The sequence below is a fragment of the Paramixta manurensis genome (assembly GCF_013285385.1).
Taxonomy (GTDB): domain Bacteria; phylum Pseudomonadota; class Gammaproteobacteria; order Enterobacterales; family Enterobacteriaceae; genus Paramixta; species Paramixta manurensis.
In genome coordinates this window covers 513,276-533,532 of the sequence record NZ_CP054212.1, presented here as the reverse complement: position 1 = coordinate 533,532, position 20,257 = coordinate 513,276, and the positions used below count along the sequence as shown (strand labels likewise).

General features: G+C 52.0%; 20 protein-coding genes and 2 tRNA genes. 4 read left to right on the top strand and 18 right to left on the bottom strand.

Going from position 1 to position 20,257, the window contains the following annotated elements:
• Positions 1-164: 164 nt before the first annotated feature.
• From rpsO to rlmE, 13 genes are all read right to left on the bottom strand, one after another.
• Positions 165-434, bottom strand: a complete 270-nt coding sequence (gene rpsO / locus PMPD1_RS02640; protein ID WP_010615981.1) for a 30S ribosomal protein S15 — start codon at positions 432-434, stop codon at positions 165-167.
• Positions 435-541: 107 nt separating this feature from the next.
• Positions 542-1,486: a tRNA pseudouridine(55) synthase TruB gene (gene truB, locus PMPD1_RS02635; protein ID WP_173632581.1), complete on the bottom strand. Its 945-nt coding sequence runs from the start codon at positions 1,484-1,486 to the stop codon at positions 542-544.
• Positions 1,486-1,890, bottom strand: a complete 405-nt coding sequence (gene rbfA, locus PMPD1_RS02630) for a 30S ribosome-binding factor RbfA (RefSeq protein WP_173636088.1) — start codon at positions 1,888-1,890, stop codon at positions 1,486-1,488. The genes truB and rbfA overlap by 1 nt, the downstream gene beginning before the upstream one ends.
• A 67-nt stretch (positions 1,891-1,957) precedes the next feature.
• Complete coding sequence (infB, locus tag PMPD1_RS02625; RefSeq protein ID WP_173632580.1) at positions 1,958-4,654, bottom strand: translation initiation factor IF-2; 2,697 nt, start codon at positions 4,652-4,654, stop codon at positions 1,958-1,960.
• A gap of 17 nt (positions 4,655-4,671) precedes the next feature.
• Entirely contained in the window at positions 4,672-6,159 is a 1,488-nt protein-coding gene (gene nusA, locus PMPD1_RS02620; RefSeq protein ID WP_173632579.1) for a transcription termination factor NusA, read from the bottom strand.
• 24 nt (positions 6,160-6,183) lie between these two features.
• Positions 6,184-6,636 carry a ribosome maturation factor RimP gene (gene rimP, locus PMPD1_RS02615; RefSeq protein WP_173632578.1) on the bottom strand — a complete coding sequence of 151 codons (453 nt, stop codon included), beginning with the start codon at positions 6,634-6,636 and terminating at the stop codon, positions 6,184-6,186.
• A gap of 213 nt (positions 6,637-6,849) precedes the next feature.
• A tRNA-Met gene (locus tag PMPD1_RS02610) sits at positions 6,850-6,926 on the bottom strand.
• A gap of 59 nt (positions 6,927-6,985) precedes the next feature.
• Positions 6,986-7,072: transfer RNA gene (locus tag PMPD1_RS02605), tRNA-Leu, on the bottom strand.
• 52 nt (positions 7,073-7,124) lie between these two features.
• Positions 7,125-7,460: a preprotein translocase subunit SecG gene (secG, locus tag PMPD1_RS02600; RefSeq protein WP_173632577.1), complete on the bottom strand. Its 336-nt coding sequence runs from the start codon at positions 7,458-7,460 to the stop codon at positions 7,125-7,127.
• A gap of 196 nt (positions 7,461-7,656) precedes the next feature.
• Positions 7,657-8,991 carry a phosphoglucosamine mutase gene (glmM, locus tag PMPD1_RS02595; RefSeq protein ID WP_173632576.1) on the bottom strand — a complete coding sequence of 445 codons (1,335 nt, stop codon included), beginning with the start codon at positions 8,989-8,991 and terminating at the stop codon, positions 7,657-7,659.
• A gap of 6 nt (positions 8,992-8,997) precedes the next feature.
• Positions 8,998-9,831 (bottom strand): dihydropteroate synthase, encoded by an 834-nt coding sequence (gene folP / locus PMPD1_RS02590; RefSeq protein ID WP_173632575.1) that lies wholly within the window; start codon positions 9,829-9,831, stop codon positions 8,998-9,000.
• Positions 9,832-9,918: 87 nt separating this feature from the next.
• Positions 9,919-11,850: an ATP-dependent zinc metalloprotease FtsH gene (ftsH, locus tag PMPD1_RS02585; protein WP_173632574.1), complete on the bottom strand. Its 1,932-nt coding sequence runs from the start codon at positions 11,848-11,850 to the stop codon at positions 9,919-9,921.
• A gap of 114 nt (positions 11,851-11,964) precedes the next feature.
• Positions 11,965-12,594 (bottom strand): 23S rRNA (uridine(2552)-2'-O)-methyltransferase RlmE, encoded by a 630-nt coding sequence (gene rlmE / locus PMPD1_RS02580; protein WP_173632573.1) that lies wholly within the window; start codon positions 12,592-12,594, stop codon positions 11,965-11,967.
• A 127-nt stretch (positions 12,595-12,721) separates the two neighbouring features.
• On the opposite strand from rlmE, the gene yhbY reads away from it, so the two are divergent.
• Positions 12,722-13,015, top strand: a complete 294-nt coding sequence (gene yhbY, locus PMPD1_RS02575) for a ribosome assembly RNA-binding protein YhbY (protein WP_173632572.1) — start codon at positions 12,722-12,724, stop codon at positions 13,013-13,015.
• Positions 13,016-13,217: 202 nt separating this feature from the next.
• Here yhbY and greA read toward each other — a convergent pair whose 3' ends face one another.
• Positions 13,218-13,694: a transcription elongation factor GreA gene (gene greA, locus PMPD1_RS02570; protein ID WP_173632571.1), complete on the bottom strand. Its 477-nt coding sequence runs from the start codon at positions 13,692-13,694 to the stop codon at positions 13,218-13,220.
• A 250-nt stretch (positions 13,695-13,944) separates the two neighbouring features.
• On the opposite strand from greA, the gene dacB reads away from it, so the two are divergent.
• From dacB to pmrB, 3 genes are read left to right on the top strand one after another with little or no spacing between them, the layout of a single operon-like run.
• On the top strand, positions 13,945-15,378 hold the full coding sequence (gene dacB / locus PMPD1_RS02565) for a serine-type D-Ala-D-Ala carboxypeptidase (RefSeq protein ID WP_173636087.1): 1,434 nt from the start codon (positions 13,945-13,947) through the stop codon (positions 15,376-15,378).
• A gap of 5 nt (positions 15,379-15,383) precedes the next feature.
• The gene (pmrA, locus tag PMPD1_RS02560; protein ID WP_173632570.1) at positions 15,384-16,046 is read left to right on the top strand and encodes a two-component system response regulator PmrA; all 663 of its coding nucleotides are present in this window, start codon (positions 15,384-15,386) and stop codon (positions 16,044-16,046) included.
• Positions 16,043-17,098, top strand: a complete 1,056-nt coding sequence (pmrB, locus tag PMPD1_RS02555) for a two-component system sensor histidine kinase PmrB (RefSeq protein ID WP_173632569.1) — start codon at positions 16,043-16,045, stop codon at positions 17,096-17,098. The genes pmrA and pmrB overlap by 4 nt, the downstream gene beginning before the upstream one ends.
• Before the next feature lie 45 nt (positions 17,099-17,143).
• Here pmrB and cgtA read toward each other — a convergent pair whose 3' ends face one another.
• The 4 genes from cgtA to rplU form a co-directional block, all read right to left on the bottom strand.
• Positions 17,144-18,322, bottom strand: coding sequence for an Obg family GTPase CgtA (gene cgtA, locus PMPD1_RS02550; RefSeq protein WP_173632568.1), 1,179 nt, complete (start codon positions 18,320-18,322; stop codon positions 17,144-17,146).
• Positions 18,323-18,338: 16 nt separating this feature from the next.
• Positions 18,339-19,304 carry a DMT family transporter gene (locus PMPD1_RS02545; RefSeq protein WP_173632567.1) on the bottom strand — a complete coding sequence of 322 codons (966 nt, stop codon included), beginning with the start codon at positions 19,302-19,304 and terminating at the stop codon, positions 18,339-18,341.
• Positions 19,305-19,423: 119 nt separating this feature from the next.
• A complete protein-coding gene (gene rpmA / locus PMPD1_RS02540; RefSeq protein ID WP_009092448.1) occupies positions 19,424-19,681 on the bottom strand; it encodes a 50S ribosomal protein L27 in 258 nt (85 codons plus the stop codon).
• A 15-nt stretch (positions 19,682-19,696) separates the two neighbouring features.
• Positions 19,697-20,008, bottom strand: a complete 312-nt coding sequence (rplU, locus tag PMPD1_RS02535) for a 50S ribosomal protein L21 (RefSeq protein ID WP_173632566.1) — start codon at positions 20,006-20,008, stop codon at positions 19,697-19,699.
• Positions 20,009-20,257: the final 249 nt, after the last annotated feature.

Here is a 20,257-nt window from a genome sequence, read left to right as displayed (position 1 = left end):
GATCACACTCAGCAACAATACATTAAATTGTGCAGGATTGCTGCCGCCTGCTTGAAAAAAGGGGCCTCAAAGGCCCCTTTTTAGCGAAACTCGCACAAATCTGTTCTTCAGTGATGTTTTTTTGCAGGTTAACGCAATCGCCCCGTTGAACAGATTCTTCAGACTTAGCGACGCAGACCCAGGCTTTCGATCAGGCTGGTGTAACGTGCAACGTCTTTACGCTTCAGGTAGTCCAGCAATTTACGACGCTGGGATACCATGCGCAGCAGACCGCGACGGCTGTGGTGGTCTTTTTTGTGCTCAGAAAAGTGACCTTGCAGGTGGTTAATCTGAGCAGTCAGCAGGGCTACCTGAACTTCAGTAGAACCGCTGTCATTAGCGCCACGACCATATTTAGCAACGATCTCTGCTTTAGCTTCTACGCTTAGAGACATAGTAAAACTCCAAAATTTAAATGAATGTAAGGGTGCCGATCTCTAATTCAGCGACCCCATGTAAAGCCGCATTATTCTACTCTCAGCCAGATGCGATGGCAAATGACTCAATCAGAATATTCAACCACCAGGCGACGCGGCGCCAGACGCCCGGCATCATCAATCTCCGCCATACCGATAAACTTGCGTTCATCGCCTTCGGTTACTCGCACCAAACCTGTTAACGGTAACCCGGCGGCCTGTACCGGCTGGCCTTGCCTGAAATAGGCGGCGACCACGCCAGATAGATTCGTTTCAGGAAAAGCAGCGGCCGGACTATCCATCGGCATTAGCAATGCGTCCAACTTCTCACCCGGCGCGAGCCCCTGCTCGCTGGCCTCCGCCGCCAACGCATTTAACGCCTCCAGCGTGATCATGCGTTCTAGCGGATAGGTAGCCACTTGCAGACGACGTAACATAATTACATGCGCGCCGCAGCCTAACTTTTCGCCGAGATCATCAATGATGGTGCGGATATAGGTTCCCTTCGAACAGTGGATTTCCAGCTCCAGCTCATCCTGTTGCTGGCGAATAAATTGCAACTCATACACCACGATGCTGCGCGCCTCGCGCGGTACTTCAATGCCCTGACGCGCATATTCATACAGCGGGCGCCCCTGGTGTTTCAGCGCTGAATACATCGAGGGAACCTGCAGAGTTTCGCCCCGGAAACTCTCCAGCGCCTGCTCCAACTGCTGGCTGGTAAACTGCAAAGGACGCGTCTGAATCACCGCACCGTCAGCATCAGAGGTATCGGTACGCTGCCCAAGGCGCGCAATTACGCGATAACGTTTATCTGAGTCAAGCAAGTAACGGGAAAACTTAGTGGCTTCGCCAAGGCAAATCGGCAACATACCGGTCGCCAGTGGATCAAGCGCGCCGGTATGCCCGGCTCTATTGGCGTTAAACAGACGTTTCACTTTCTGCAACGCGTCATTACTGGACAGGCCCTGAGGTTTATCCAATAACAACACGCCATGAATATCACGTCCACGACGACGAGGGCGACTCATTACTCTTCCTCCTTGTCCTCTTCCGCAGTACCGCGACGCTCGGCGTCGTTTCTCACTACGTTAGTGACAAGGTTTGACATCCGCATCCCTTCAACCAGCGAATTATCGTAGAAGAAGGTCAACTCCGGCACGATACGCAGGCGCATGGCTTTACCCAGTAGAGTGCGGATATAACCAGATGCGTCGCCCAATGCGCGCAGGCCCGCCTTAATCGCGTCTTCATCCTTATCATTAAGGAAGGTGACGAACACTTTGGCATAGGCTAAATCGCGGGATACGTCGACGCCAGACACGGTTACCATCATGCCCAGGCGCGGATCTTTAATCTCACGTTGTAAAATAATCGCGATCTCTTTCTGCAACTCCTGCGAGACACGCTGCGGGCGACCAAACTCTTTCGCCATAGTCATACTCTCCAAATAATTCGGGAGGCACGCAGGCCTCCCAAAATAGTCACGCGTGGTGCGAACATTAAGCGATGGTACGCTTAATCTCGATCACTTCGAACACTTCGATGCTATCGCCAGCACGAACATCGTTGTAGTTCTTCACGCCGATACCACATTCCATCCCATTACGGACTTCGTTAACATCATCTTTAAAGCGACGCAGTGACTCCAGCTCGCCTTCATAGATAACCACGTTGTCACGCAGCACGCGGATTGGGTTGTGACGTTTGACGATACCTTCGGTCACCATACAACCGGCAATCGCACCAAATTTCGGCGATTTGAACACATCGCGAACTTCGGCAAGGCCGATAATTTGCTGTTTGTATTCCGGTGCCAGCATACCGCTCATTGCCGCTTTAACTTCGTCAATCAGATTATAGATGACGGAGTAGTAACGCAGATCCAGACTTTCCGCTTCAATCACGCGACGAGCCGAAGCATCGGCACGCACGTTAAAGCCGAGCAGGATGGCGTTAGAGGCTGCAGCCAGCGTTGCATCTGTTTCGGTGATCCCGCCTACGCCGGAACCGACAATTTTCACTTTCACTTCATCGGTAGACAGTTTCAGTAACGAATCGGAAATCGCTTCAACAGAGCCCTGAACGTCGGCTTTCAGCACGATGTTCAATTCAGAAACTTCACCTTCACTCATGTTAGCGAACATGTTTTCCAGTTTAGATTTCTGTTGGCGCGCCAGTTTAACTTCGCGGAATTTGCCCTGACGATACAGCGCCACTTCACGCGCTTTTTTCTCGTCACGCACCACGGTCGCTTCATCACCTGCGGCAGGAACGCCGGACAGGCCAAGAATTTCAACCGGGATAGACGGACCGGCGGTTAACACTTCATGCCCCAGTTCGTCACGCATTGCGCGAACACGGCCATATTCAAAGCCACACAGTACGATATCGCCTTTATTCAGCGTACCTTCACGCACCAGCACCGTTGCAACCGGACCACGACCTTTATCCAGGAAGGATTCGATAACCACGCCGCTTGCCATCCCTTTACGAATAGCGGTCAGTTCCAACACTTCCGCCTGCAGCAGGATTGCGTTCAACAGATCGTCAATACCGGTACCGGCTTTAGCCGATACGTTAACGAACATATTTTCGCCGCCCCACTCTTCCGGGATGATGCCGTACTGGGTCAATTCATTTTTAACGCGATCTGGATCGGCTTCAGGTTTATCCACCTTGTTCACCGCTACCACTACCGGCACACCGGCCGCTTTCGCATGCTGGATAGCTTCGATAGTTTGTGGCATCACGCCATCATCAGCGGCAACCACCAGAATAACGATATCCGTCGCCTGCGCACCACGCGCACGCATTGCGGTAAACGCGGCGTGGCCCGGGGTATCAAGGAAGGTCACCATACCGTTATCAGTTTCAACGTGATAAGCACCGATATGCTGAGTAATGCCGCCAGCTTCGCCAGAAGCGATTTTGGTTGAGCGGATGTAATCCAGCAGCGAGGTTTTACCGTGGTCAACGTGACCCATGATAGTAACAACCGGAGCGCGAGATTCCACGGCAGCGCCGGTATCACGATCGCTCATTACCGCTTCTTCCAGCTCGTTCTCACGGCGCAGGGTCACTTTGTGGCCCATCTCTTCCGCGACCAACTGAGCGGTTTCCTGATCGATAACTTGGTTAATGGTCGCCATCGCGCCCATCTTCATCATCGCTTTGATAACCTGCGAGCCTTTCACGGCCATTTTATTGGCGAGTTCGGCTACGGTGATAGTTTCACCAATCACCACATCGCGGTTAACCACTTGCGCAGGTTTGTTGAAGCCTTGTTGCAATGAGCTCGGCTTGCGATGCTTACCGCCTTTGCCGCCGCGAATTGCCGCACGGGCTTCTTCACGATCGGTTTTCGCTTCAGAATGTTTATTGCCTTTTTTCGGGCGCGCCGCTTTGGTGGTACGAACGCGTCCACGACCGCCTTCAACTTCGCGGTCATTTTCATCTTCTGCCTGGCGGGCGTGCTGAGAGGTGGTTACGTGGTAATCGGTAGAGTCTTCCGCCTCGGCAGGCGCCGCTTCCCAATCTTTTGCTTTTTCTTCAGCCATTTTGCGTGCCTCTTCTGCAACACGCTTCGCATTCTCTTCGAGCTTACGACGTGCTTCTTCTTCGGCTTTGCGCTTCAGCTCTGCGGCTTCCGCTTCGCGTCGGGCTTTATCTGACTGTGTTGCCCGGGTTACTTCGTCGGTTTGATGGTTGCTCACGTTATCTTTTTCCGCTGCATCACGTTTGGCTTTTTCCACCGCCGCACGTTTCGCTTGCTCTTCGGCTTCACGCTTCGCTTTTTCCGCGGCTTCGCGTTTGGCTTTTTCTTCCGCCTCACGGCGAGCCTGTTCTTCCGCTTCACGCTGCGCCTGCGCTTCTGCTTCTGCCTGAGCTTGTTCAGCCTCAGCATCGCCTTTTACATAGGTGCGCTTTTTGCGGACTTCGATTTGCACCGACTTACTTTTACCCCCGGTGCCTGGAATATTCAAGGTGCTGCGCGTTTTGCGCTGCAGGGTCAGTTTACTCGAACCTGACGCGCTGCCGTGTTCACGATTCAAGTGCGTCAGTAAGGTTTCTTTCTCTTGCTGGGTCACAGAATCAGTTTCAGACTTACGGATCCCTGCATCAGCAAACTGCTGTACCAGGCGTTCTACCGGGGTCTCAATTTCTGCGGCCAGCGATTTTACGGTTACATCTGTCATGCTGTTCCTTCCTGTTATTACGCGTCATCGCCGAACCAGCAGATATTACGCGCAGCCATAATTAGCGCGCCGGCCGTCTCATCATTCAGGCCTTCGATATCCGTCAGGTCGTCAACACCCTGCTCGGCCAGATCTTCCAGCGTGCAAACACCTTTTGCCGCCAGTTTAAAGGCCAAAGTGCGATCCATACCGTCCAGATTCAAAAGATCTTCTGCAGGTTTACGGTCGCCCAGGCTCTCTTCTTTTGCCAATGCCAGAGTGGTTAACGCATTTTTCGCACGTTCACGCAGTGCTTCTACGGTTTCTTCATCCAGACCATCAATTTGCAACAGTTCGTTGATCGGAACGTAGGCCAACTCTTCCAGAGAAGAGAAGCCTTCCTCGACCAGCACGGTTGCGAAATCTTCATCAATGTCGAGATGTTTGGTAAAGACATCAATCGCCGCGTGGGCTTCTGCCTGATGCTTCGCCTGGAGGTCATCGACCGTCATGACGTTCAGTTCCCAACCACTGAGTTGAGAGGCTAAACGCACGTTTTGCCCGTTACGACCAATTGCCTGCGCCAGATTGCCCGCTTCTACCGCGATATCCATGGTGTGGTTATCTTCATCCACCACAATAGAGGCTACATCGGCAGGCGCCATGGCGTTAATCACGAACTGCGCTGGATTATCATCCCACAGCACAATATCGATACGTTCTCCGCCTAACTCACTAGAAACTGCTTGTACGCGCGCACCGCGCATACCGACACAAGCACCGACCGGATCGATACGTTTGTCATTGGTTTTCACCGCGATTTTGGCACGGGAACCCGGATCGCGCGCAGCCGCTTTAATCTCAATCACTTCTTCGCCGATTTCCGGCACTTCAATGCGGAACAATTCAATCAACATTTCCGGTTTGGAACGGCTAACGAACAGTTGCGCGCCGCGTGCTTCAGGACGCACCGCATAGAGGACGCCGCGAATACGGTCACCCGGACGGAAGTTTTCGCGCGGTAGCATATCTTCACGCAGAATCACCGCTTCAGCGTTATTGCCTAAATCAAGGGTGATGTTGTCGCGGTTAACTTTTTTCACCACACCGGTGATGATATCGCCTTCTTGCTCACGGAATTGATCGACCACCATTGCGCGTTCAGCTTCGCGCACTTTTTGCACGATGACCTGTTTTGCGGTTTGCGTCGTGATACGATCAAATTTAACCGACTCAATCTGGTCCTCAACAAAATCACCGGGATTGAAACTTTCATCTTCAAAACGCGCCGCTTCCAGCGTGATTTCACGCGTCGGCTGGGTCACTTCTTCCACCACTAACCAACGGCGGAAGGTATCAAAGTCACCGCTTTTACGATCGATGCTGACGCGCACATCAATCTCTTGCTCGTATTTTTTCTTGGTCGCAGTGGCCAGTGCGCTCTCCAGCGCTTCGAAGATTTTCTCACGCGGCAGGGCTTTTTCGTTAGAAACGGCTTCTACAACAGCTAAGATTTCTTTATTCATCCTGGTTAGCCTCAATCCGAACTTTTAAAAGTGGGGGACCAGATTCGCTTTCTGAATATTGCTCAGCGCGAATACTTCATCGTTACCCTCGACGGTAACCGTGATCATTTCACCCTCAACAGATTTAATGATGCCCTGCCATTTGCGGCGGTTCTGTACGGCCATACGCAACACCAGGCTCACTTCCTCGCCAGTGAAACGCGTATAGTGCGCAGCGGTAAACATCGGGCGGTCGAGACCCGGCGAGGAAACTTCAAGGTTGTAAGCCACGGTAATCGGATCTTCAACATCCATTACGGCGCTTACCTGGTGGCTGACATCAGCACAATCGTCAACAGTGATGCCTTCTTCACTATCAATATAGATGCGCAGCGTAGATGTGCGACCACGAATGAACTCGATACCGACCAGTTCGTAGCCAAGCGCTTCTACCGGTGCTGAAATCATCTCTGTTAATTTTTGCTCTAATGTGGACAAGCCCACCCCCAAGACATAAAAAAAGGGCTTAATAGCCCAGTATTGCAATTTCCTGATAACAAAAAACCCCGAAAGATCGGGGCTTAATGCGACTGGACCCTGTATGCCGCTAACGCGGCTCGGAACACAATCCAAAAGAATTTTTTTCAAAACTCGCTGTCAATGCGCCGGCTGATGCATACAGTATATTTGAAAAAGAACTCTAAGGGAAAGTGGTTGCGGGGGCCGGATTTGAACCGACGACCTTCGGGTTATGAGCCCGACGAGCTACCAGGCTGCTCCACCCCGCGTCCGAAAACGTGGCGAATGTTACGCCGAACCTGCTAAAAATGCAAGTCATACTGAGATTTGGTACCGAGGACGGGACTTGAACCCGTAAGCCCAATCGGGCACTACCACCTCAAGGTAGCGTGTCTACCAATTCCACCACCTCGGCACTTCTAAGACTGCGGCTTTCTGCCGCGTCGAAAGCTTTACAACTGCTGGCTTTACTGCGGGATATCGCTATTCGGCGCTGCCGGTTTCGCTGGTGCAGTCTGTTGTTGTGACTGCGCCGGCTGCGACAGATTTTCCCACTCGCTGCCTTTAGTTGTTTTATTGGTGTTCAAATTACCCAGAACCAAGCTGATGATGAAGAACAGCGTCGCCAACACCGCCGTCATACGGGTCATGAAATTACCAGAACCTGTAGAACCGAACAGCGTCGCAGAAGCGCCTGCGCCAAAGGAGGCTCCCATATCTGCGCCTTTGCCTTGCTGCAGCATGATCAGACCTACCAGGCCAATCGCCACAAGAAGGAAAACTACCAGAAGAGCTTCGTACATAATCAACCTGTTTCCTTGCACGGTAACCGTACATCAATAGCTTCAAACCAGTTAGATGAATGCTGTCGTTAACACCCACCTGAAGCGGGTGTGAATACTATCTAAGTCACACAGCCTGCGCAAGCGCAATTTTATGCGCCGATGCTGATTGCGGAAAAAAGCGACAAATCAGGCGGCTAAGCACCGCCCAGGCGGATTATACCGCTTTCACCGCGTCGGCAATACGGTGCGCTAAGGCGGTAACCTGCTGCTCATCTTCGCCTTCAACCATTACTCGGATCAAGGGTTCGGTTCCCGATTTACGCAGTAATACCCGTCCGCGCCCCTGTAGCTCTTTTTCAACTTCAGCGGTAACCGCTTTAACCTGCTCATCTTCCAGCGGATCGTTAACGCCGCTAAAGCGCACATTGACCAGGATTTGTGGCAACAGTTTCATACCGCTGCACAGATCGTGCAAACTCATATGGTTACGTACAATTGCAGTAAGCACTTGCAAACCTGCGACGATACCATCACCAGTGGTGGTTTTATCCAACAAGATGACGTGCCCAGAGTTTTCGGCGCCCAGGCGCCAGCCTTTTTCTTGCAATTTCTCCAGCACGTAACGGTCGCCGACTTTCGCGCGCGCAAACGGAATACCTAACTGTTTTAACGCCAGCTCTAGCCCCATGTTACTCATCAGCGTGCCAACGACGCCGCCGCGTAGTTGCCCCTGACGTAAACCCTCACGCGCAATGATATACAGAATCTGGTCGCCATCGACTTTATTGCCAAGATGATCGACCATCATGATACGGTCGCCATCGCCATCGAACGCCATGCCAAGATCGGCTTTTTCCGCCAACACTCGCTGCTGAAGCAAACGCACATCGGTTGCGCCGCACTCTTGATTGATGTTAACGCCATCCGGCTGACAACCGATGGCAACCACCGTCGCGCCCAGTTCGCGCAACACATTCGGCGCGATATGATAAGTTGCGCCATTGGCGCAATCGACGACAATTTTTAAACCATTCAGGCTCAACTCGCCGGGAAAAGTCCCTTTACAAAATTCAATGTAGCGTCCGGCCGCATCGACAATACGGCTAGCACGCCCTAATTCGGCAGACTCTACACAGGTGATCGGTTTTTCCATCTCCTGCTCAATCGCTTCTTCCACCGCATCAGGCAGTTTGGTGCCCTCAATGGAGAAAAACTTAATGCCGTTGTCATCAAATGGGTTGTGTGAGGCAGAAATTACGATCCCCGCTTCAGCGCGAAAAGTGCGTGTCAAATAAGCCACGGCAGGGGTCGGCATCGGCCCGGTGAAGGCGGCGGATAAGCCTGCCGCCGCCAGGCCAGCTTCGAGTGCGGATTCCAGCATATAGCCCGAAATACGGGTATCTTTGCCAATAATAATTTTTTTCGAGCCATGACGCGCCAGCACTTTACCTGCGGCCCAGCCCAGTTTAAGCACAAAATCAGGGGTAATCGGCGATTCACCCACTTTGCCGCGGATACCATCGGTGCCAAAATATTTACGGTTACTCATGCGTTTTTATTCCTTCGCTGATTTTGTTGCTTCGACGACTCGCATCGCTTCCACGGTCTCTTTCACGTCATGTACGCGAATAATGTGCGCCCCCTGCATGGCGGCAATCACCGCACAAGCCAGGCTCCCGGTAAGCCGCTGGGACGGGCCCACATTCAGTAATTGTCCAATCATCGACTTGCGTGACATTCCTACCAGCAGCGGCAACTCAAAATGATGAAACTCACTTAGCTGCGCCAGCAACTGGTAATTGTGGCTCAGATTTTTACCGAAACCGAAGCCCGGGTCGAGCAACAACTGTGATTTTTTAATCCCCGCCGCTTCACACCGTGCGATCTGTTGTGAAAAAAAGTCATCCACCTCGCGCACCACATGCTGATAATGCGGCGCCTGCTGCATTGTGCGCGGATCACCCTGCATATGCATTAAGCAGACCGGCAACTCGATTTCCGCCGCCGCTTCCAGCGCGCCGGGTTCCTGCAATGCTCGAATATCATTAATGAGGTGAGCGCCTACTCGTGCGGATTCGCGCATAACTTCTGGTCGCGAAGTGTCAACGGATATCCACACTTCAAAGCGCTGCGCGATCGCCTCCACCACTGGGATGACCCTTTCCAACTCTTCATCAACGCTAACTTCCGCAGCCCCCGGCCGCGTCGACTCACCACCAACATCGATAATCGTCGCCCCGGCATTCACCATTTCATTGGTATGTGTTAACGCGTCGATCAGGGCGTGGTGTTTGCCACCATCGGAGAAAGAATCAGGCGTAACGTTTAGGATGCCCATAACGTGGGGATGTGACAAATCCAGTATGGAATCTCTGGCGTACAACTTCATCTTGATACTCTCCTGTTGATGACCGGTTTTTTGGATGTAAAAAACCCCGGACCAGCCGGGGTTTTCTTCAAGCGTAAGCCGCAACGCTTACTTATCAAACTGCTCAGACATGGTGTTGCCCGGATTCGGCGTACGCGGTTCATCAACCGGACGCGGCGCCTTCGGCGTACCGTTATTATCTGAATTATTGGTGCTGTTAGGATCTTCCCAACCGGCTGGCGGACGCACTTCACGGCGCGCCATCAGGTCATCGATTTGCGGGGCGTCGATAGTTTCATATTTCATCAACGCATCCTTCATCGAGTGAAGAATATCCATATTTTCGTTTAGAATACGACGTGCGCGCTGGTAATTCGTTTCAATCAGCGACTTCACTTCCTGATCGATAATACGCGCGGTTTCATCAGACATATGTTTGGCTTTGGCAACTGAACGCCCCAAAAACACTTCGCCCTCTTCTTCCGCATACAGCAATGGACCTAATTTTTCCGAAAAGCCCCACTGGGTAACCATATTACGCGCCAGGTTAGTGGCTACCTTGATGTCGTTAGACGCTCCGGTAGAAACACGCTCCGCTCCGTAAATAATCTCTTCCGCCAAACGACCGCCGTACAGCGTTGAAATCTGACTTTCGAGTTTCTGACGGCTGGCACTGATCGCATCGCCTTCCGGTAAGAAGAACGTTACCCCCAATGCGCGACCGCGCGGAATAATAGTGACTTTATGCACTGGATCGTGTTCGGGAACCAACCGACCAATAATCGCGTGCCCCGCCTCATGGTAAGCCGTGGACTCTTTCTGCGCTTCAGTCATCACCATGGAGCGACGCTCCGCACCCATCATGATTTTGTCTTTGGCTTTTTCGAACTCAACCATCGAAACCACTCGGCGATTGCCGCGCGCGGCAAACAGCGCTGCTTCGTTTACCAGGTTAGCCAAATCCGCACCCGAGAAGCCCGGCGTACCACGGGCGATAATCGCCGCATCAATATCGGTTGCCAGCGGCACACGACGCATATGCACTTTCAGGATCTGCTCGCGACCACGAACATCTGGCAGACCAACCACGACCTGGCGGTCAAAACGCCCCGGACGAAGTAGCGCCGGGTCCAGCACGTCAGGACGGTTGGTCGCGGCAATCACAATAATGCCTTCATTACCTTCAAAACCATCCATCTCAACCAGCATCTGGTTCAGCGTTTGCTCACGCTCATCGTGACCACCGCCTAAACCTGCACCGCGCTGACGGCCTACCGCATCAATCTCATCAATAAAGATGATGCACGGCGCCGCTTTCTTCGCCTGCTCAAACATATCACGCACACGGGAAGCCCCGACGCCGACAAACATTTCAACAAAGTCAGAACCAGAAATCGTAAAGAAAGGCACTTTCGCTTCGCCAGCGATCGCTTTCGCCAGCAGCGTCTTACCGGTACCCGGCGGCCCGACCATCAGCACGCCTTTAGGAATTTTACCGCCCAGCTTTTGGAAACGGCTCGGTTCACGCAGGTATTCAACCAGCTCAGATACTTCCTCTTTCGCCTCATCGCACCCTGCCACATCGGCAAAGGTGGTTTTGATCTGATCTTCCGTCAGCATACGGGCTTTGCTTTTTCCGAAGGACATTGCCCCCTTACCGCCGCCGCCTTGCATTTGTCGCATGAAGAAGATCCAGACGCCAATCAGTAACAGCATCGGGAACCAAGAGATGAAGATCGAGGCCAACAGGCTCGGCTCTTCCGGCGGTTCACCGACAACTTTCACATTTTTGGTCAACAGGTTATCGAGCAACTTGGGATCGTTGACAGGAATGTAGGTCGTGTATCGATTACTGTCTTTTTTGGTAACGTTGATTTCACGCCCGTTAATACGCGCCTCGCGGACCTGATCCTGGTTCACTTCCGACAGGAAGGTCGAATAATCAACCCTACGGCCATTCGACTCGCTGGGCCCAAAGCTCTGGAATACCGACATCAGCACTACTGCGATGACTAACCAGAGAATTAGGTTTTTCGCCATGTCACTCAAGGGATTAACCTCTTATTACAACTGTGTTAACAGACAGCGTAGGGTACTATATATCCTTCGCACTTGGAATCACCACGGCATTGACCGCACCTCCAAGTGTTTGAGTTATAGTTTGCGCCCTGTCGCTACAATGTACACTTCACGCGAACGTGAACGTGAAGCGTCCGGCTTACGAATTTTCACTTTCGTAAACAGGGAGCGAATTTCCCGGAGGTATTCATCGAAGCCATCTCCCTGAAATACTTTCACTACGAAACTACCACCTGGCGCCAACACATCGCGACACATCTCCAGCGCCAATTCAACCAAATACATTGACCGGGGAATATCAACGGCAGGTGTACCGCTCATGTTGGGTGCCATATCTGACATGACGACTTGAACTTTCTCGTCGCCCACACGTTCCATCAACGCGCTAATTACCGATTCTTCACGAAAATCACCCTGAAGGAAATCGACTCCAACGATTGGATCCATCGGTAAAATATCACAGGCAATAATACGCCCTTTCGCTCCAATCTGCGTGACCACATATTGTGACCAGCCTCCGGGCGCAGCACCGAGGTCAACCACCGTCATCCCCGGTTTAAACAGCTTATCGCCTTGCTGTATTTCATCCAGTTTAAACCAGGCGCGCGAACGCAGCCCTTTTTTCTGTGCTTGTTGCACATATTTATCGCTAAAGTGTTCCTGAAGCCAGCGGCTGGAACTGGCCGAACGCTTTTTACCTGTCATACTTTTTCCAACTATTCTTCATTGCCGCGATAAATAACCGCGCAAATCAGTCGTACTGATTTGGTGATATACCAGAGATGGCGGTAGAATGACCCGTTTTCAATCCCAAAGTAAGTAAAAAAATACGATGAATCTGAGTACCAAACAAAAACAGCACCTGAAAGGTCTGGCTCACCCGCTAAAACCTGTGGTCATGTTGGGCAATAACGGCCTGACTGAAGGCGTGCTGGCCGAAATCGAACAAGCGCTTGAGCATCATGAACTCATTAAGGTAAAAATCGCCACTGAAGATCGTGAAACGAAAAACCTTGTGGTTGAGGCCATTGTGCGTGAAACAGGTGCGAGTAACGTGCAGGTTATCGGCAAGACGCTGGTGCTGTATCGCCCAACCAGCGAACGTAAGATTACGTTGCCGCGTTAATTCAGGCCTTTATCCTGTTGTTCCTTAGTGGGTGAAACCGGTAAGGCTCAGCGAGGAGAAAGTGCCATGCTCCAGCATGGGATGAAAGGCCGCAGCGCGGCCTTTTTCCTTTCTTTACAATACTGCGTCGCTTTTCTCCCGCCGGGCGACGAAAACGCACATCAGCCTGACAGGCAAGAGAGAAAGAGCGGCGTCGACGGCGCTAGATATACTCTACCTTTAGAATTTCATATTCAACATCGCCACCCGGCGTCTTTATAAGAGCGACATCGTCAACTTCTTTGCCGATCAGCCCGCGCGCCATCGGTGAGTTAACGGAAATAAGGTTCTGCTTAAAGTCCGCCTCATCATCGCCTACGATGCGGTAAGTAAACTCTTCATCAGTGTCTACGTTCAGAACCTGAACCGTTGCGCCGAAAATCACGCGCCCATTGGCCGGCATTTTCGTCACATCAATCACTTGTGCGTTGGAAAGCTTCGCTTCAATTTCCTGAATGCGCCCTTCGCAGAAACCTTGTTCTTCTCGCGCCGCGTGATATTCAGCGTTCTCTTTTAAATCGCCATGTTCACGCGCTTCAGCAATTGAGGCAATAATTCTGGGGCGTTTAACGGTTTTCAGCTCTTCGAGCTCTTCGCGCAATTTTTCCGCGCCCCTTAACGTCATCGGAATCTGATTCATCTCAATACCTCGTAATCTATCCTGTTTGAATTGATGTCATCCTGACAGGTTAACTGCAGAAAAAAGCGTTCTGCGGCGCTTGCTGTCGATTTACAAACAAAAGAAACCTGACCCGGAGCGCACCCCAGGCCAGGATTCGATTTTGCATTTTGATACGTATTTTACCCCAGAGTTCCTTATGGGTCATCGTTTACTTTCCACCTCGATGCACCGTAGTATGACGGCTTCACCCGTCAGTTACCGCGAGATTATGCGATTTTCACGACTAGTTACCGGATTAACCTGTGCGTTCATACTGCAAGCCAACGCGGCTCCTGTCGAAGAGTACACACAATATTTACCGGATGGCGCCAACCTGGCGCTAATTGTACAAAAGCCTGGCGCATCAACGCCATTGATTGACTATCACAGTAAGCAAATGGCGCTACCGGCCAGTACCATGAAAGTGGTTACCGCCCTCGCCGCCCTGCTCGAACTGGGGCCGGACTTTCGTTTCCAGACCACGCTCGAGAGCAGAGGCGCGGTCTCAGGCGATACGCTGGATGGCGATCTCATTGCGCGCTTTGGCGGCGATCCAACGCTATCACGCCAAGATCTGCGTAATATGGTTGCCGTCCTGAAAAAACAAGGCGTCACGCATATCAAGGGTAACCTGGTTATCGATACTTCCGTGTTCGCCAGCCACGATAAAGCCCCCGGCTGGCCGTGGAACGATCTGACACAGTGCTTTAGCGCGCCGCCTGGCGCGGCTATTGTGGACAAAAACTGCTTTTCCGTTTCGCTATATAGCGCGCAGAAAGCGGACGATAACGCCTTCATTCGCGTGGCATCTTATTACCCGGCCAATATGTTTAGCGAGGTTCGCACTCTCGCCAAAGGGTCGCCCGATGCGCCTTACTGCGAACTGGATGTGGTACCCGGCGAGCTTAACCGCTATACGCTTACCGGTTGCATGACTCAGCGCGCGGAGCCGCTACCGTTGGCGTTTGCGGTACAGGATGGTGCGGCATGGGCCGGTGCGATCTTAAAAAATGAATTACAGCAGGCGGGGATAGATTATACCGGTCATCTAGTGCGACAAACACGCGCCAACGCCGCAGGTACCGTGCTGGCACAGACACAATCCGCGCCGCTGCACGATCTATTGAAAAGCATGCTAAAACGTTCGGACAATATGTATGCCGACACCATTTTCCGCACCATCGGTCATCACTATTTCAACGTGCCCGGCACTTGGCGGGCAGGCTCAGATGCGGTCAGGCGTATACTGCGGCAGAAAGCCAATGTGGATTTAGGGAACACCATCCAGGTGGATGGTTCGGGTCTGTCGCGTCATGACCTTATTTCACCAGCCACCATGATGCAAGTGTTGCAATATATTGCGCAAAACGACCAGCAGCTAAACTTTATTTCAATGTTACCTTTGGCAGGCTACGATGGAACCTTGCGTTATCGTGGCGGCCTACACGAAGCGGGAGTCGACGGCAAAGTATCGGCGAAAACCGGCTCGTTACAGGGCGTGTATAACCTGGCCGGCTTCATTACTACTGCCAGCGGTCAACGTCTGGCCTTCGTGCAGTACCTCTCCGGCTATGCGGTTCCGCCGGAGGATCAACGCACGCGGCGTATCCCGTTGGTGCGCTTTGAAAGCCGCCTGTATAAGGACATCTACCGGAATAACTGATCGACATGAAGATACTGATTGTTGAAGACGACATGTTATTGCAAGAAGGTTTAGCCCTTGCCCTGACCGGCGAGGGCTATGCAGTTGACTGCGCCAATAATGCCAGCCAAGGCGATGCCTGGATGCGTAGCGGGCAATACAGCCTGGCCGTGCTTGATCTCGGTCTACCGGATCGCGATGGCGCGGAGTTATTGCGCCAATGGCGTAAACAGAGCATTGATTTACCAGTATTGATTCTTACCGCCCGCGATGCGTTGGAAGATCGCGTCAGTGGTCTGGATGCCGGCGCCGATGATTACCTAGTGAAGCCCTTTGCGCTGGCTGAATTAAAAGCGCGCGTACGGGCGTTGATTCGCCGTTATCAGGGACGTAGCGATAATGAGCTACAGCATGGCGATATTCGGCTTAACCTCTCCTCACAACAGGTGTTTATTGAACAACAGCCGGTGGAAATTACGCCCAAAGAATTTTCGTTGCTTACCCGGCTTTTGATGCGGATCGGCCAAACTGTCCACCGCGAAACGCTGCAACAGGATCTGTATAGCTGGCAGGATGATACCAGCTCAAATACCCTTGAAGTTCATATCCACAATCTGCGCCGCAAACTGGGGAAAGACCGCATTAAAACCGTGCGTGGCGTCGGCTATCGTCTGGAATTACGCGAATGAAAAGCATGCGTCGGCGTTTACTGATTATGCTGGCGCTGATTTTGTTCACCTGCCAGGTGATGAGCGCTATTTGGCTATGGCATGAAAGCCGTGAACAAATCGGTTTTCTGGTGAATGAAACGCTTACTGCACGGGCGCGCAATCAACACGTTGAGAATGAAATTCGTGAGGCGATTGCGTCGTTGTTATTGCCGTCATTGGTGATGGTTGGCTTCACGCTTCTGCTTTCTTTTTGGGCCATTAGCTGGATTATCCGCCCCCTTCGCTCGTTGCAAACCAGCCTGGCTGAACGCTCTGCCGATAACTTAGCGCCGCTTCCGCTCTCTTCAGATATGGACGAAATTGTTGCGGTCACTGGTGCGGTAAACCAGCTTCTTTCACGGCTGGATCATACCCTTCAGCAAGAGCGCTTGTTCACCGCCGATGCGGCCCACGAACTCCGTACGCCATTGGCCGGTTTACGTTTACATCTTGAGTTGCTGGAACAGCAAGGCGTGAAGCAAGGCCCGGTGCTGGTCTCACGTATTGATCAACTGATGCATGTTATTGAGCAGCTTCTGATGCTGTCGCGAGCCGGGCAAGCGTTGGCCAGCGGCCATTACCAAACACTGTACTGGCAAAATGACATCATTGAGCCATTAAAGCTGGAAATGGAAGAACTGGTTAGCCGACGCGAGCAAACCATCATCTGGCCCTACAATACATCGCTCAACGTGCAGGGTGACGCGGTCTTATTACGCCTCATGCTACGCAACCTGTTGGAGAATGCGTCGCGCTATAGCCCGCAGGGAAGCACCATCGACGTAATAGTAGAGAGTCAGGCCAAGGGGAGTCTGGTTACTATTCGCGATGAAGGGCCAGGTATTGATGAAGCCGCCGCCAGCGATCTGACTCAAGCTTTCCGCCGTATGGACCAACGTTATGGCGGCAGCGGCTTAGGACTAAATATCGTTCTGCGCATTCTACAAATTCATCATGGTGCGCTGACGCTGTGTAACCGGCATGATCGCAGTGGGCTGGAAGCGCGCTGCCAGTTGCCCGGACAGCTATAAAAAAAGGACGAGATTTCGTCCTTTTTTACGCTTCGCGGAAGTCAGTTAACGTTTGTAGATGATTTCAACGCCTTCATCGTCGTCCTCATCCCAATCATCATCCCACTCTTCGTCGTCTTCAATGGTTTCTTCAGCCTGTGCCAGCGCATCACGATGGTAATCATCCCACATGAATTCGACTTTTTCTGGTTTCTTCTCTTCCTCTTCCGCCTCTTTCGGATTGGCGTTGAGGAATGACATCACATCCCAACACAAAGCGTTCACACCTGAACGGTTCGCGGCGGAAATCAGATAGTATTTTTCGGTCCAACCCAATGCATCGGCAATCGCCTTCGCACGCGCTTCAGCCTCAGCGCTATCAATCAGGTCAACTTTGTTGAACACCAACCAACGTGGCTTTTGATACAGCTTCTCGCTGTACTTCTCCAACTCGCCGAGGATAATACGCGCATTTTCTATCGGATCGGATTCATCGATCGGCGCCAGATCGATCAAATGAAGCAATACACGACAACGCTCAAGGTGTTTCAGGAAGCGGATCCCCAACCCAGCGCCTTCTGCTGCGCCCTCGATCAGACCGGGAATATCGGCCACCACGAAGCTTTGTTCGCTATCCATACGTACCACGCCGAGACTCGGCACTAAGGTAGTAAACGGATAGTCGGCCACTTTGGGTTTCGCTGCCGATACCGCGCGGATAAAGGTAGATTTACCCGCATTTGGCAAGCCCAGCATACCCACATCGGCTAACAGCATTAATTCCAATTGCAGGTCACGTTTCTCACCCGGTGTCCCCATCGTCTTTTGACGTGGGGTACGGTTAACCGAAGATTTAAAACGCGTATTGCCCAGACCGTGCCAGCCGCCTTTGGCGACCATCAGTTTCTGCTCATGGCGCGTCATATCGCCCAGCGTTTCACCGGTTCCCTGATCGATAACGCGCGTCCCTACCGGCACCTTAACGACAATGTCTTTACCACGTTTACCGGTACAGTCGCGGCTTTGGCCGTTTTGACCGCGTTCCGCACGGAAAGATTTCTCGAAACGATAATCGATAAGCGTGTTTAGATTCTCGTCCGCCACTAAATAAACGTCGCCGCCATCACCGCCATCGCCGCCGTCCGGGCCCCCTTTCGGGATATACTTTTCACGGCGGAAACTCACACAACCATTCCCACCGTCGCCTGCGACAACCAAAATCGTCGCTTCATCAACAAACTTCATTTTACTTCTCCGTAAATCATTCGCCTGGCGTCCGGAGCGGAGGCACCGGAACAGGCTCGGTCCGCCGAGGCCATAAGCGATGACCAATTGCGGAAAACATTGCGCCAGCCACCACCACCACTGCACCGATATAGCCCAATAAATTGAGTATCGGTACGGCAAAAAAGTCCGGCCAGCCAAGTGACAATAATTCAGAAAATAGCAGCGTAAACAGCGGCGTTAACGTGACCAGTGCGCTGACCTGCGCGGCCTGCCAACGTGCGTACGCTTCCGCCAACGCGCCATAACCCACTAATGTATTCAGGCCGCAATAAAGCAGGCATGCCAGTTGCCAGCCGGTAAGTTGCGTAATTAAGCCCGGCGTAGCTAACGGCAGTAACGTAAGAGTACATAAAGTGTACAGCAAAAACAGGATTTGCTGTGAAGCCAGGCGTCGTAGCAGGACTTTTTGAGCAACGCCATAGATTACCCAAACACTTGCGGCGCCAACGCCAAAAATCACGCCCAGGGTATAATCGGTGAGTCGGGTAAAAATCTCGAGCAAACTGGTGTTAAAAAACATCACCAGCCCACACATCAGCATCAACGCACCGACAATCTGCGTGGGACGCATTTTCTCTTTTAAAATAAAGACGCTGGCAATCATCATTCCCGGCGGTGCAAGCTGACCGATGACCTGCGACGCCGTTGGGCTTAGGTAACGTAGCGAAGAACTGAACAACACGAAGTTGCCCAATAGACCTGCCGTAGCGACCACCACCATTAACAACCAACGCGGGCGGGTAAAAATCCGCCGCGGCGGCAGTTGCCGTTTCAGAGATAAAATCAGCAGCAGCCCTAAACCCGCCAGCAGAAAACGGTAGAAAACAACGGTGAAAGGATCCATCGTCGTCAACACTTGCTTCATGGCAATCGGTAGCGAACCCCAGCACATTGCTGTGACCAACGCCAGTGCGATACCTGCTCCCGCTTGCTGTTTCATCTTTCGATGTCCTGCCGCACTGAATTAAAAACCAGAATGTAAAAAGCCCCGCAATCTCTGCGGGGCTTCAATTCGTTAATGCGTACCGCCTGGTTCAGCCGGCCCGCAGCACGAAAACCTTACTCAGCAACGATGCTGATGTATTTACGGTTGTTCGGGCCTTTAACTTCGAATTTTACTTTACCGTCTGCAGTTGCAAACAGGGTGTGGTCACGACCACAGCCTACGTTGCTACCAGCATGGAATTTAGTACCACGCTGACGAACGATGATGCTACCAGCCAGAACTGATTCACCACCGAAACGCTTAACGCCAAGACGTTTTGCGTTGGAATCGCGACCGTTACGTGTGGAGCCGCCAGCCTTTTTGTGTGCCATTTATCCGATCTCCTCTTAGGCGCTAATGCCAGTGATTTTCACATCAGTGAACCACTGACGGTGGCCTTGCTGCTTACGGTGGTGTTTACGACGACGAAACTTAACGATTTTAATTTTATCGCCACGACCGTGAGCAACGATTTCTGCTTTGATCACGCCGCCTGAAACTAACGGGGCACCGATCTTAACGTCATCGCCATTTGCAATCATCAGAACCTGGTCAAACTCAATGGTTTCACCGGTTGCGATGTCCAGCTTTTCCAGGCGAACGGTCTGACCTTCGCTTACTCGGTGTTGTTTACCACCACTTTGGAAAACCGCGTACATATAAAACTCCGCTTTCCGCACCAGCCCTCTTAATTTTTCAGGCGGCGCTATAAATATTCACAATAGGGCGCGAATTCTACGCAAAAACCCTCGCGTTGACAAGAGCACTTTTCAACGGATTGCAGAAAAAAAACGCAGCCTCATTGTTAACGTTCACCGGCCTCGTTTTTCAAGTACAATCTGTAATACATTACTTGCCGCAGGCGTGAATAAAGACGCTTATCATAGCAGTGGACAGAGCAATAGCTG